This is a genomic window from Candidatus Methanoperedens sp. (genome assembly GCA_012026795.1).
In the GTDB taxonomy this organism is placed as follows: domain Archaea; phylum Halobacteriota; class Methanosarcinia; order Methanosarcinales; family Methanoperedenaceae; genus Methanoperedens.
The window spans coordinates 22,903-36,291 of record VEPM01000040.1 but is presented as its reverse complement, the minus strand read 5'-3'; the positions used below and the strand labels follow the sequence as shown (position 1 = coordinate 36,291).

At 41.8% G+C, this 13,389-nt stretch carries 18 protein-coding genes and 1 pseudogene; 11 read left to right on the top strand and 8 right to left on the bottom strand.

Going from position 1 to position 13,389, the window contains the following annotated elements; genetic code table 11:
- The 4 genes from FIB07_16470 to FIB07_16455 all read left to right on the top strand — a co-directional run.
- Nucleotides 1-393 (top strand): ABC transporter permease (locus FIB07_16470; protein ID NJD54444.1); only part of this gene is annotated, 393 nt, incomplete at its 5' end.
- Nucleotides 371-574: a hypothetical protein gene (locus FIB07_16465; GenBank protein ID NJD54443.1), complete on the top strand. Its 204-nt coding sequence runs from the start codon at nt 371-373 to the stop codon at nt 572-574. The genes FIB07_16470 and FIB07_16465, both read left to right, overlap by 23 nt.
- 299 nt (nt 575-873) lie before the next feature.
- Complete coding sequence (locus FIB07_16460; protein ID NJD54442.1) at nt 874-1,518, top strand: PGF-CTERM sorting domain-containing protein; 645 nt, start codon at nt 874-876, stop codon at nt 1,516-1,518.
- Nucleotides 1,519-1,598: 80 nt separating this feature from the next.
- Nucleotides 1,599-2,462, top strand: coding sequence for a DUF2099 family protein (locus FIB07_16455; protein ID NJD54441.1), 864 nt, complete (start codon nt 1,599-1,601; stop codon nt 2,460-2,462).
- A 29-nt stretch (nt 2,463-2,491) separates the two neighbouring features.
- Here the strand turns inward: FIB07_16455 and FIB07_16450 are convergent, their stop codons facing one another.
- Entirely contained in the window at nt 2,492-2,803 is a 312-nt protein-coding gene (locus FIB07_16450; protein ID NJD54440.1) for a hypothetical protein, read from the bottom strand.
- A gap of 101 nt (nt 2,804-2,904) precedes the next feature.
- On the opposite strand from FIB07_16450, the gene FIB07_16445 reads away from it, so the two are divergent.
- From FIB07_16445 to FIB07_16420, 6 genes are all read left to right on the top strand, one after another.
- A complete protein-coding gene (locus FIB07_16445) occupies nt 2,905-3,441 on the top strand; it encodes a hypothetical protein (GenBank protein ID NJD54439.1) in 537 nt (178 codons plus the stop codon).
- A 144-nt stretch (nt 3,442-3,585) separates the two neighbouring features.
- A complete protein-coding gene (locus FIB07_16440) occupies nt 3,586-3,984 on the top strand; it encodes a hypothetical protein (protein ID NJD54438.1) in 399 nt (132 codons plus the stop codon).
- Between the two features lie 13 nt (nt 3,985-3,997).
- Nucleotides 3,998-4,666, top strand: coding sequence for an ABC transporter ATP-binding protein (locus tag FIB07_16435; GenBank protein ID NJD54437.1), 669 nt, complete (start codon nt 3,998-4,000; stop codon nt 4,664-4,666).
- Complete coding sequence (locus FIB07_16430; protein NJD54436.1) at nt 4,663-5,859, top strand: hypothetical protein; 1,197 nt, start codon at nt 4,663-4,665, stop codon at nt 5,857-5,859. The genes FIB07_16435 and FIB07_16430 overlap by 4 nt, the downstream gene beginning before the upstream one ends.
- On the top strand, nt 5,856-7,115 hold the full coding sequence (locus FIB07_16425; GenBank protein ID NJD54435.1) for an FtsX-like permease family protein: 1,260 nt from the start codon (nt 5,856-5,858) through the stop codon (nt 7,113-7,115). The genes FIB07_16430 and FIB07_16425 overlap by 4 nt, the downstream gene beginning before the upstream one ends.
- Nucleotides 7,116-7,205: 90 nt before the next feature.
- The gene (locus FIB07_16420; GenBank protein ID NJD54434.1) at nt 7,206-8,078 is read left to right on the top strand and encodes a PHP domain-containing protein; all 873 of its coding nucleotides are present in this window, start codon (nt 7,206-7,208) and stop codon (nt 8,076-8,078) included.
- Here FIB07_16420 and FIB07_16415 read toward each other — a convergent pair.
- From FIB07_16415 to FIB07_16405, 3 genes are read right to left on the bottom strand one after another with little or no spacing between them, the layout of a single operon-like run.
- On the bottom strand, nt 8,069-8,767 hold the full coding sequence (locus FIB07_16415; protein NJD54433.1) for a glycosyltransferase family 2 protein: 699 nt from the start codon (nt 8,765-8,767) through the stop codon (nt 8,069-8,071). The genes FIB07_16420 and FIB07_16415 overlap by 10 nt on opposite strands.
- Complete coding sequence (locus FIB07_16410) at nt 8,764-9,741, bottom strand: glycosyltransferase family 4 protein (protein ID NJD54432.1); 978 nt, start codon at nt 9,739-9,741, stop codon at nt 8,764-8,766. The genes FIB07_16415 and FIB07_16410 overlap by 4 nt, the downstream gene beginning before the upstream one ends.
- Nucleotides 9,731-11,047: an FAD-dependent oxidoreductase gene (locus tag FIB07_16405; protein NJD54431.1), complete on the bottom strand. Its 1,317-nt coding sequence runs from the start codon at nt 11,045-11,047 to the stop codon at nt 9,731-9,733. Before FIB07_16405 ends, FIB07_16410 begins: the two co-directional genes overlap by 11 nt.
- Before the next feature lie 232 nt (nt 11,048-11,279).
- Between FIB07_16405 and FIB07_16400 the strand changes: the two genes are divergently transcribed.
- Nucleotides 11,280-11,483: a hypothetical protein gene (locus FIB07_16400; protein ID NJD54430.1), complete on the top strand. Its 204-nt coding sequence runs from the start codon at nt 11,280-11,282 to the stop codon at nt 11,481-11,483.
- A gap of 76 nt (nt 11,484-11,559) precedes the next feature.
- Here FIB07_16400 and FIB07_16395 read toward each other — a convergent pair whose 3' ends face one another.
- From FIB07_16395 to FIB07_16380, 4 genes and pseudogenes are all read right to left on the bottom strand, one after another.
- Entirely contained in the window at nt 11,560-12,105 is a 546-nt protein-coding gene (locus tag FIB07_16395; protein ID NJD54429.1) for a hypothetical protein, read from the bottom strand.
- Nucleotides 12,105-12,453 (bottom strand): annotated as a pseudogene (locus tag FIB07_16390) (hypothetical protein). Before FIB07_16390 ends, FIB07_16395 begins: the two are co-directional and overlap by 1 nt.
- A complete protein-coding gene (locus FIB07_16385) occupies nt 12,453-12,896 on the bottom strand; it encodes a HEPN domain-containing protein (GenBank protein ID NJD54428.1) in 444 nt (147 codons plus the stop codon). The pseudogene FIB07_16390 and the gene FIB07_16385 overlap by 1 nt, the downstream one beginning before the upstream one ends.
- Nucleotides 12,889-13,326, bottom strand: coding sequence for a nucleotidyltransferase domain-containing protein (locus FIB07_16380; protein ID NJD54427.1), 438 nt, complete (start codon nt 13,324-13,326; stop codon nt 12,889-12,891). Before FIB07_16380 ends, FIB07_16385 begins: the two co-directional genes overlap by 8 nt.
- Nucleotides 13,327-13,389: the final 63 nt, after the last annotated feature.

Genomic DNA, 13,389 nt, shown 5'->3' with positions numbered 1-13,389 from the left:
GCATATCTTGTGGCAACATATGTCGAAGCGGAACTCAAGGACAAAGAGCTGAATTATAGTTTTGATAAGATAAAAGAGCTTTTGGACAATGTCTATACCTATCTTGGCAAAAAAGGAAAGGTCCCGGTAATCGGAGTAGATCAGGGTATCTGGTCACAGATTACTACAACTAAGATAAAAACCGGCAGGATGCTTGATTCTGCAGACCAGAATGTTATAGTCATCGGAGGGAGGCTCGCAGCATCTTATTTTGACCAGCCTGTCGGGATAAATAAAATGGTCATGATGAACAGCAGCGCTTTCAGGGTTGTTGGAATTCTTGATGACCAGAGCAAAATAGCGTCTATATACCTATCCAGATGGCATACAGGTGATCCCGGAAAAGACTATTGATATCTATGATACACTTGTGATAAAGATCAAGGATGAAAACCAGTTAGATGAAGCGATCACGAAAATCCAGGATAAGCTTATGATTTCAAGACATATTACCCGGAATAAAATGGATTTCTCCGTCAGCTCGAGGAAGGAAATGCAGCTTTTATCGGGCTTATCGGAGGGATCCTTGGAATAATCCTTGGAACAATTCTTTCAGGTTTCATGCTGCCCTTATGGGAGGTCTTCCCATGGCAAGAGGCACCACAATAGTTACATTGGATTCGGTAGCTATGGCGTTATCAGTATCAGTTACGGTTGGAATACTGGCAGGAGTGATCCCTGCTTACCAGGCATCGAAATTAAGGCCGGTTGATGCCTTAAGATATGAGTAGAAAGAAGTAGGAAGGATTATATAGGATTCAGAACGATTTATTTAACACTTCCCACTACATAACCTAAAAGTAGTGAAATTGGGGAGGAAGAGGAGGAAAATATATGAATAGTAAAAGATTAGCTGGATTACTTTTGGTATCAATAGTAATTCTTACAGCAGCACCGACAACTTTTGCAAGACCCGAATATCTTACAAATCTTACGGAAATTTATGGCACAGGGTCATGTGATACTTGCCATCTTAGTGGTGCAAGCGGGGGACCACGTACAGCCTACGGAACATCATTTGAAAGTCAGCCTAACTATGCTACCGATCCCAAAACAGCATTGTTAAATATAGGGGCACCAGCGGGCGCAACTGTAACAATTGGCACAACAACCACGGCAGCAACACCAGGAACTACCGCAGGAACACCAGCAACAGGATTTGGCGCAGGAACTGCCACTGCAACAGTTACAGGAACAGTTTCAAGAACTGCCACTGCAACACCAGCATCAGGATTTGGCACAGGAACGGCTACGGGAACAGTAGCAGTAACTACAGCAACAGCAACACCAGCATCAGGATTTGGCACAGGAACTACTACAGAAACAGCAACAGCAGGAACTACCACAGGAATTACCACAACAACACCAACATCAGGGACTACCGCAAGAACAACACCAAGGTCTCCCGGATTCGGAATTGTAGTTTCTCTGGTTGGATTATTTGCCTGGGCTATTCTTGGAAGGCGAAAAAATAAATAATTGAGGCATCTTTTGCCTCAACTTCTTATTTTTTGTCAGTATCTTAATGATTAATACATGTCAAGAGCATATTGATATCTATGGCAAAAGACAGACATGTTATGGAAGCTCTCGGAAAAACCCGGGTAGTTGTTGAGAATGGAAAAGTCGTTGAAGTCGGTGAACCTCAGACAGAATACTGCCCTATATTTGATAAGGTGCGAGGGATCAAGAAATTCACCTCAAAATCCGCACAGGAAAATATCGAGTTCAGGATAAAGGATTTCGGCCTTTTCACGAAGGACAGGGCTATCGAAATGGAAATATTTGTAGGGTTTGGGGCAAGTGAGACTTTCATGACAGGATTGCGCCGGGGTCTTATTGATACCAGCGTGACTGCATGCGATGGTGCAGGCACTGTAATCACGAGCAACCCAAAACTTGCTCAGGGTATGGGGTCTCGCATTTCAGGATTGTCCGAGACCACGCCAATACCTGAGCTTATTGAACGGATACAGGAAGTCAATGGTATTGTTCTTGACCCTGCAACAGCTGCTCTTGACCAGGTGGCAGGCGTGAAAAAAGCAATAGGATTGGGTTATAAAAAAATTGGTGTTTCTGTAACGAATGCCAGGGATGTCCGGGAAATAAGGGCGCTTGAGAAAAAACATAATGTCCAGGTGATCGCATTCGGCGTCCATACTACAGGAATGCCTGAAGATGAAGCAAAAGAGTTCATAGACCTTGTGGATATGACCACTGGCTGCACTTCAAAATGGATCCGTGGCTGCGTACCGGGGAAGACTATCGCCCAGTTCGGTACTGCAATCCCCATATTTGCAATAACACAATGCGGCAAAGAGATGCTGCTTGAGCGGGCAAAAGAAGTGACTGATCCCATCCTGATAAATACGATGAAACTGCCTGTACAGCCGGATGAGAAGCAGCCAAGGCCGCTTATTTAAAAACAAAGTTTGAATAAGTCGATTCAGTATCAATTGTTAAAATATTCCAGAATTGTCAGAGCATTCATCCACGTAACCGTCATTCCCATACCAGCAATCAACCCCAGGACAGCCCCGCATAAATGATTGTCCCGTTTCTCAAGAAACACGATCAGAAAATACAATGCTATGAAAAAGATTAACTTCATGATAACCATATCTGCAAGACCGGGACTTCCGATCACTCTGATAAATCCCTTTTCCGTTACTCCGTTATTCAGGCCGATATATGTCGTTGCCAGATCCCCGATGAAATAAAATATGAATCCGAAGATAAATAGTGCCCTGTTATCATTGTTCATTTTCACTCATCAATATCCGGGTTAACTTATATAACATATATGGAAAAAGATATAGCAATTCCAACCTATAAAGTGCAGATTAATAATTTATTCCTGTTCAAATGGCACTCAAAGTAAATATTGGAAAGAATGGTATTTTAATATCTGCAATCGTATTAATTATATCCGTACTTTTAATAATCGACAGACTGCTGGCAACAGGTCCGGTGCAGCTTATCCTGGCGGACGGTAAAGTTGTTCCTGTAGAGAGTGCTTCTTTGTTTTCAATAAATGAAGTGTTATTTTTCATAATAACTGCCTGGCTTGGCGGTATGTCTTTTCTTTATATAATACTCTTTTCAAAGGAAAATCAAATACCCGGATCAAACGATGAAGAAATACCTGGATTAAAAGAAGATATTGCAGTAATACCGGAAAGTAAAAACACAGCCATGTTAGCAGCCAACATTCTTGAGGGCGATGAGAAGATATTATTCCAGGATATCCTGGATAATGATGGGGTACTGCAAAGAGAACTTATTGTAAAGACAGGTTTTTCGGAGCCAAAAGTAAGCAGGCTTCTTGACAGGGTCGAAAGAAGGGGATTGATAGTTCGCCATAGAAACGGGATGGGAAACAGGATATTTCTAAAAAAATAATATGAATCAAATTTTCACATTAACAAAGAAGTAATGACCCCGGTTGAAGTTATGGAAGCTGCGGCTTAATTTCATTTTTCTGAAACTGATTCCAGATATAATTTCAGGGTATTTTTATATGGTCTTTCAGCCATTGATGAATCCATGAACCTATGGAAAGCATTTGCATTGATTATGATTGCCCTCCTGGTTATTGCCACAGGGCTGAGATTTACCTATTTTGGGGCGCATACATTCCAAATTAATGAGGAGCAAAGATCTTTTGCTATAAATGCGGCCCGGAATGGGTTAAAGGAGGAAATAGGAAATAACAATTATAGTGTTATTGACCAGGAGCGCGGGCTGATAATTTCTACCCTGAATGGGGAAAAAAGAGTTATATATGTTGTTCTCAAGCGTGAAAATATAACCCTGACCGCTCTTATAGATATGGAAACAGGAAATATAGTAGAAAAAAACAAAATGGAATCCAGTGGATGGATGATCGATTATAAGGATCAGAATTCAAGGCGCTGGGGACATCAACGTTTTCTTGACCGGTGATTTGATGGAAAATATTATGGAATTACATGATGTGTGGAAAATTTATAGAATGGGTGAGTTTAACGTACCAGCACTTGCTGGAATAGACTTTACCATCAAACCGGGTGAATTCGTAGCCATAACAGGCCCCAGCGGATGCGGCAAATCAACGATGTTAAACATGATAGGTTGTCTTGACATGCCCACACGCGGAAAAGTTTTGCTCGAAGGCAGGGATATATCGGAATTCAAAAGTAATGAACTGGCGCGTGTGCGAGGTAAAAAAATCGGGTTCATATTCCAGACTTTTAACCTGTATCCTACCCTGACAGCTCTTGCGAATATTCAACTGTCCATGAGGATTCATGAATTTCCTGAAGTAGAAATAGAAAACACTTCAAGAAAATTACTGGAAATGGTGGGTTTATCCGAACGGGGAGACCATTTCCCTGCCCAGCTATCAGGCGGGCAGCAGCAAAGAGTAGCGGTCGCAAGGGCGCTCTCCACAGGCCCTTCTATTCTCCTTGCAGATGAGCCCACGGGGAACCTGGATACTAAATCAGGAGGCGAAGTTATGGATGTTTTCAAACGTTTAAACAGTGAGGGATTGACTATAGTTATGATAACGCATGACCCGAAAATTGCAGGATCTGCAGGAAGAATTGTAAAAATGCTTGATGGTAAAATAGTAGGTGGAACATGAATAAATTCAATATAATTTTAATAATCGTATCGATGTTAATGATAACACAGGCTGCATCGGCAACCTATAATTATCTTGTTACTGAAAGCGCCCCGGTGTATCCCGGAGATACGACATATGTTTATGTACCGATAAAGAATATGGGATTTGGGAACTATATGGAGGATGTTACTGTAGAACTTGCGCCAAAGGACAACGCATCTGCTAATGCTGTAACGCTCCTTAACGATATATATTCACTTGGAACTATTAATGATTGGGGCGACCAGCGAACTGCAAAGTTCAGGATATATGTAAATCCTGATGTGGTGGAAGGAGATTATTATTTTAATGTTTTTATTACATATAAGGGATTGCAAACAGACAGCTCTAATCCACAGGCGAGAGCCACAACCAAACTGGATGACCAGGTATTGAACATCAGGGGAAAGCCAATGATAATGCTGGTAAATTCAACGATTGGTATCGTGGCGCCGGGGAGCAAGAACACAGAAACGCTAACGTTTAAAAACACTGGCACAGGTACGGTACAAAACGCCGTTGCTGAAATAAATATTGCGAGTACGAACACACCGTTTTCTGTACTTGGGGGAGGAAGGCAATTTTCCCTGGGTACTATGAAATCAGGAGATGTTGCATCGATAACATTCGACCTTGCCGTAGATGTAGCCGCAAATCCTGGCGTATACAATATTCCGGTAAAGATCACCGGACAGAACAATTATTCAACCGATAATCTCATCGGGCTGGTCGTTGCAGGTATAACCGATTTTGAAATAAGCTACGTGGAGACCCTGGGCTCATTTTCGCTAAATGTCGCCAATGTCGGGATAAGCTCTGCAAATGCAGTAGCTGTCACCCTGCCGCGCCAGAAAAATTTCTCGGTAACAGGGAGCAGTACATCGGTTATTGGTAATTTAAATTCCGGTGATTATACGTCCGCAATATTCCAGATCGCGAAAACAGCCGGAGCAGGAAACGGTCTTGAACTGGAGATACAATATACCGACACCAGCGGGCAGAGACACAGGATCCCGAGATATCTTAATGTGGAATTATCCTCACCCGGATCACAGGCAGGGAACACGACAGGCGGTACGAATTATACCTTATGGCTGGCGGTTGCAGTAATCATACTGGTAATATACTGGCAGCGTGGGAAAATATCAAACTATTTCAAAAAACCTAAATGAGATATATTATGAAGACTTTTGATATTTTCAAGTTATCGTTAAGCCATGTCAGGAAAAGCAAGATGCGAAGCTGGCTTACGATAATAGGAATAGTTATTGGGGTGGCGGCGATAGTAGCTATAATCTCAATTGGCGCGGGGATGCAGGCAAGCGTGCAAAAGAGTCTTGGCAGTCTTGGCGCAGACCTGATCATGGTTTCCCCGGGGTATTCGCGAGCCACTGGTATGGGGGGAGGACATGGGCCACAAGGCGGGGGAGTCTCTACCGTGAATCTTACGGATAAAGACCTGAATGCGATCAAACAGGTACCTGGTGTGCTTAATGCATATGGAATGGTTTCAGGCCGGTCTGAAATGAAACTGGGTACTGAAAAGATTTCAGTATCCGTTAGCGGGGTTGATACCACGGTCTGGCGTTCCATAGTCACTACAGAACTTGAATCCGGAAGGTATCTCCAGCCAGGAGACTCAAATGCCGTAGTGATAGGATATTCTTTAGCACATAATGTTTTTTTGCAGCCGATAACGCAGAACAGGCCTGTAACGATAGGAGGGAAAACATTCAAGGTCGTGGGTATCTTTGTCCAATCAGGTGGATTTGAGGGAACAGATAGTGCTGTATACATGCCTGCTGATTCTGCACGGGATGTTATAACCGAAAGTATGGACAGGAACCAGTTTTCATTGATCACAGTGAAAATCGCAGACACGGATCTTGCAGAAAAAGTGAAAAGTGATATTGAAGAAAAGCTTATGATGTCCCGACATGTAAATCCAAGAACGAGGGATTTTACAGTGACTGCTTTTGCGTCAATCCAGCAGCAGATAAGCAGTGTCACCGAGGCGATTACACTTTTTCTTGGTGCGATTGCGGCTGTCTCACTCCTTGTCGGCGCTGTGGGTATAGCAAATACCATGTTCATGTCGGTAATGGAACGAACACGCCAGATCGGGCTGCTAAAGGCTCTTGGTGCTACTGATAATGAAGTGATGAGACTTTTCCTTATCGAATCAGGATTGTTCGGGGTGGTTGGAGGAGTGATAGGAATAACTTTCGGAGCCCTGATATCGGTATTAATATCTTCCATAGGTCTTTCGATGATAGGTCCGGGCGGGACAATGACCACGGTAATCCCACCGCAGCTTATTATCTCTGCACTTGCATTTTCTATTGTCGTCGGAGTGCTTTCAGGAGTAATGCCTGCAAGAAATGCAGCAAAAATGAATCCGGTAGATGCATTGCGATTTGAACAATAAAAAAGGAAAAGGAGAACTGATGCAAAATGTAAAACAATTCACTAAAAACTTTATACTATAGAAACCAATAATAGTGGTAGGGGGCAAAATATGCAGGAAATAGGTATCGGTGATATACATACTCACACAATGTATTCAGGTTTCACGAAATATAGATTTTTGTCGTTCCCGGACAGCGTGACAAATCCCCGGACATCCATTAAGGTTGCTGAAAAAATGGGACTTGGCGCACTTTGCATAACAGATCATAACACTATCAAAGGTGCACTTGCTGCTCAAAAATTCAATAAGGATATAGTGGTGGTTGGTGAAGAGATCTCTTCAAGTGGAGGTGAAATACTGGGATTGTTCCTTCAAGACAAAATTGAACCTGGCTTAAGTGCAGAAGAAACAATAGAACGAATACACAGCCAGGATGGAATAGCTGTTGCTCCACACCCTTATAGCGGATATTGTGACTGTGTGGGCACGAAAATGAATAAGCTGAAATTTGATGGTATAGAAGTGTTCAATTCATTACACAGGGATGGATATGCCAATGCTCTAGCTCTTAAAAACTGTAATGGGCATGCAAAACTTGGCGGAAGTGATGCCCATGCAAGTTTCATGATAGGAAACGGTTATACGTTATTTGACGGCAGTTCCCAGGAAGATTTCAGGACAGCCATAAAGAACAGGCAGACAATTCATGGTGGGGAAGTTGCATCAATTAAAGATTTTGTCAAATATAGTGCCAGGGTAGCGTTTGAATCGTCAAAGACAATAATGAAGTTCAATGATGTAGATTGTCCTATGTCTGCCGGAATATCAAGGGTAAGAAATTCACGCAAAATGTCCTATTTGCTGGTTTCTCTCTTATATGCATTTTCACCACTGCCTGTTATTTGCACCCTTCTTGGCGACAGGGTGCTGAAACATAAAGGACGCAGGGTATGGAAAGAACAGCATGATCGCTATTTATAATTTCGTTTCGAGTACGAATATCCTGAAGCTTCGCCCCCACTGGCAACTATATATAACCATTCATAAACCGATTTTATCATCCCGAATTGCTGGAACCTGCGCATTGAGAATCCAACCTTCATACGACCATCAAGCATCACACGCCCGAGTTTACGCATTCTGAGTGCAATCTCAACATCATCACCTGCATCAATGCACTGGTACATGCCAGCCCTGATGAAAGCTTCTTTATCAAATGCAGTGTTGCATCCCAGCGTATAATACAGGGCACGGGTATAATACCCGATGCGGGAGAAAGTATTTGCACTCATAAGGGAAATTTTGTGTTTTAATCCTTCTTCAATCGGATAGACAGTCCCATAAAGCTGGACAATATCATGCGATTCGAAATCATTCTTTATTATCTCAAGCCATTCAGGAGGGATTATGCAATCTGCATCCGTTGTAGCAACGATCTCTCCCCGTGCACGCAATACTCCGTCATTCCTTGCTCCTCCTACCTTTTTGCTTGTCTGGGTCATGACTTTATCAGCATATTCTTGCGCCAGTTCATATGTGCAGTCTTTCGAATTTCCATCAACCACGATGATTTCATATTCATCCCTGCTGATTGTCTGGTTGCAGAGGGATTTCAGACAGGCTGTAATATTAGCTTCTTCATTGTAAGTGGGAACAATTACGGATATCATGATTTTATCAGTTTCCTGTAAAGATCGCAATGCATCCGGGCAACTTTTTTAATATCATACTGCTCGGTAAAGTCGCGTGAGCGAGGAGAATAGTGTTTTAATGATTCATCGTCTGCAATCCGCTCCCCGGCCTCTGCAACATTATTAAAGAACTGGACCGCCCCTCCAAAAATTTCTTTGAATTCCGGTATCCCGCGGGCAACCACGGGAAGGCTACAGGAGAGAGCTTCCAGGATCACCAGCACAAACATCTCAGAATACGAGGGCATTAAAAATACATCGGCGCCGCTATAAGCTTCCGCAATATCAGGAATGAATCCCGTGAATATTACGTTATCCTGGCATTTTTTTTTCATCCACTCTATCTTGAAGCGGTCTTTTGAAAATGGCCCTGCAGGAAACCCTCCAACCCATACCCAGTGCATCTCAGGATACATTTTTGACAACTCTAAAAAATCATATATTCCCTTGCGCGGTGTCTGCTGGCCTACAGAAAGCACTACCTTTTTGCCGTCAGGTATTTTATATCGTTCCCTGAAGCTTTTTCGCTTGCCTTCATCCCTTTTGAAATAATTCCTGTCAACCCCGTTAGGGATCGTTGTGGTAGGAATGTGAGGAGCCATTTCCTCCACTTCGTGCCTGTACCCGTCAATCAAGGTTATTATATGATCAAATTTTCGATAACTGTATGGATAATAATAATTGATGTACTTGCTGAAGGCCAGGCCCCCTTCATTAAGGCGGGGAGTGATATGCGCAGTCAGTATCTTTACTCCCTGTGAGTACCGCCGGCTCAAAAGCGCCAGGGGGCCGAAAGTATGATAATGGACTATATCAAAATCCCGGCCTCTGGAGTTCCATGACACTTCCATATCCGGCATACTGGCCAACTGCCTGTACAGCGTTTTTGCGGCGGTCCCGCATCCCAGATACTTTAAATTCAGGAAATCTTCAGCAAAAATATTAACCCTCATAATTCCTCACATAATTAATCGCATTTCTGATACAACCATCCATATTAAGATATTCAAATTCCGAAAAACGTCCCACGAGTCCTATACCGAGTTTTTTGCAAAACTCTTTTACGATGGCGATATTTTTCTTATAATCCAGGTCATAGATAACATACGCAAATCTTTGCCGCTTAAGGGCAGTATATACTATATCCTCCCTATCTTTAATGATATTCATATTATTAAGTGCATTAATTACATGGTCAATTATCTTCCGGTCAGACATTTTTGACACATCATCCCCTTCATGATACGTTATCTCTGCAAGTATCGCCGAATGTCCCGCTGGCGCCACGCCATGGCTGTAATTTGATGGAAATGATATCCTGTTAAACAGCCCAGGGTCTTTATCAGGAACATACATCCATGAGATATTCGGAAGCTTTCCCCGCACCCCGGTAAAAACACAGGCTACCGAGTTGTACTTGAGATCATTACAGCATTTTTGAACTGTATGCGGAACATTTTCAAGACTTTCCAGGAGCCTCTGTAAAGGGATCGTAGATATGCAGCGGTCTGCAATAATAATATTATCGCCATCACTTATTAAATACTTATCTCCTTCTTTCCTGACTGAAGATACGTTAAAGCCAGTGCGTATGCTCTTTTCAATCGGCGATGCAATTGATCTTACCAGCGCCTCGATCCCGCCATTTATGGGGTAGGTGAAAACGGACTGGTGCGTATATCCTTCGGTTTCTATCCCGATAGCGGATTTTATGACATCCTCCACCGGGGGGCTGGGAATGCGCCCTTCAACCCAATGCAGTGACATCTGCTCTGCCGGGAATTTCCAGATCTTTTCATTATACGGGATCAGGTACAGTTCAGCAATGCCTTTCCCGAAGGTATGGATGATCCATTCACGAAAATTCCCGGGGGGAGGAAGTTCGCCTTTTTCAATGGCGATCAGGGTTTTAATAAATTCATTGATACAGAAAAAGAGATCATCCTTTGGAAGCTGGTTCAACCCGTTTTCAAAGGGATATTTGATATATTGTCCTTTATAGAATATTTTTGTATTGCGTATATTGCGCTGGCTGTTCTCTCCGAGTGAATCATTCATGAATGTGAGAACTTCTGCATCACGGCTGAAAATGATGTGCGATCCCCCTGTATCAAAAGTGAACCCGGAATCGATCACGGAGCGGCATAATCCCCCAAAAACCTGTTCCCGCTCAAGAACCGTCACCTCTTCACCTTTTTCACGAAGGAGGCGGGCAAGAGTGATACCTGTAAGACCACCACCTAATATTGCTGTTTTCACGATGGATAATTCGCTATCAAGCAATATATTGTTTTCTAAAGCGAGCCGGTTGTTTGATATTCAGGTTCTTTACTGCCTCCATATTGATATGGAAGAGATACAAAATTCACCAACTTTTTAAAAGAATGAAGTTTTTGCTGCTACTGCGTGTGATAAAATCCATTTCTTCTTCGGCTTGTAATTTTTTGTCGAGAAATAAAATAATCCTTCTATCATCCTTTTTCTCTCATAATTGATACTAATATTTATAGCGCTGGGGATCAAAGAAGGGGATAGTGTTGATATGTCTCTAAATAATGAAAAGATCATAGTAAGAAAAACTTTGCCAAAAACCAAAGAGTTTCGCGACTTTCTACCAAAGGATTTCGATACTGTGCTTACAAAAATGAGAAAAGACTCCAGAGAGAGGCTCAAAGCCCTAGGCATTTTACCATGAAAATTTTAATAGATACTGCCGAAATAATGGGAAAAATAAATGCATTTCTCATAGTGAACGGGCTTTTGATCGAATATCAGGATGTTGCTATCGCTGCTACTTTTGTTCGTGAGAAGGGAAACTGGCTGCTTACCCGGAACAAAAAGCATTTTACAATAATTCCGGCTTGTATGAAGCAAGGGCGGCAAGTTTCAATCAGAGTTAATATTAGCCATACTTTAATTTCTTGCGCGTATAGAATCGAATTTATCAATTCACCGGTTACAAAAGGAGAAATATATCCAATATAAATCCCGTTATCGACACGGCTTATGAAGCTTTTACATGCCTTCGAATTATCATCTTTAATGACTGTTCCGAGAAAAATACAACTATCAATATAAAAGCTATTTTTTGGCATGTTTTTTAGGCTTTCTATGCAATATATCGAGTGCTGTTTGTCCTGGGAAGGCTTCTTCGAAAAGTTTCTGGTATCTTTCAAGCCTTTGATCCTAAAAAAAAGCATTTTGAAGCTATATTGCTGATCGTGTTGAGGTAATCCCACCCCAAAGAACACAAAGGGCGCAAAGATTTTGCTGCCAAACTTTGCGTTCTTTGCGAACTTTGCGGTGATTTTCGTCATTACCCCAGCTTCCCCAGCAATATCTCCCGCGCCGCCCGCGCATCCCGCCCTTCCTTTCGTCTTCTTCATCACAGCCCCCACAAGCGAGTTGAGCGCCTTTTCCTTCCCGGCTTTGAAATCAGCTACAGCAGCCGGATTTTCCTTGATGGCTTCTTCTGCGGCTATTGAAACGATATCTCCTTCGACTTTCAGGAGACCTTTTTCTTTTACTATCTCTTCAGGCGAACCGCCTTTGTCAAGAAGCGTCCTGATAATATCAACAGCGCCATCCTCTGTTATTTTCTTGCTCGCAAGGAGTTCGATGATTTTTTGCATCTCCTCTTTATTGAAAGAGGGATAAGCCCTCATTAGTCAGGATAATTCCCCAGATTAGAAACTATAAACTCCATCAATGAATTCAATATAAAATCAGCTTTTTTGATTGCCTCTCTTGCATCATCCTCAATATATTCTCCGGATGGAATCCATATCGGTTTATCGGGACGTGAAAAAAGAGGATATCTAGATTTTATTCCCTGGATCTCAAGTTCCCTTGAATACTTTAAAATTTCAGAAAAAACTTTTTTATCGAAATCATTACTGAATTCCTTTTCAAAAAATGCAGTCACCTTGTGTTCCCCTGAAATGATATTCCTGATAGCAAGGCAGGATTTTATCGCTTTCTCTGATGATTGATGAGCAAAATATATCGCCCTGCTATAAATTCCATTTTCAAATAGGAGTTTTGCTGACTTCAAATCAAGTTCTGATTCTGTAAGGAATGCACTGGCTATTTTTGAGAATTCAAACATTAATTTCACCAGTAATTTTCCATGTATTCGTTCCTAATTTGAGAATGTTCCCGCTAATATTTTTTGAAAATAAATGAAATAATCTATCAATACAAGATTTTCCGTGTAATATTTTAATAGGGTGATCAAAAATGTTCATCATTATTGGATTTACGGAATTTATTGCATCTTCCATTTCATTTTCAGTGTAGAGAAGTATGTCAGAAATACCGTGTTGATCGAGTTCCAGAACTAAATTATCACGCTTGCGCCAGTCTGAAGGAAGTTTTTCAGCAATAATAAGTAAATCATAATCAGAATATTTTCTTGCCATTCCGCTGGCGCGGGAACCAAATAGAACAATTGCCTTAAGGTTATTACCGAATACCTTTTTAGAACTATTTATGAACATTTGTAATGTCTCATCTTCATCTTGAAATTGCGATATCATCAAATCTCCTGATGCAATTTGCTCAGTAAATCATCCTCAATCATATCCAGAAATATCCTGCAT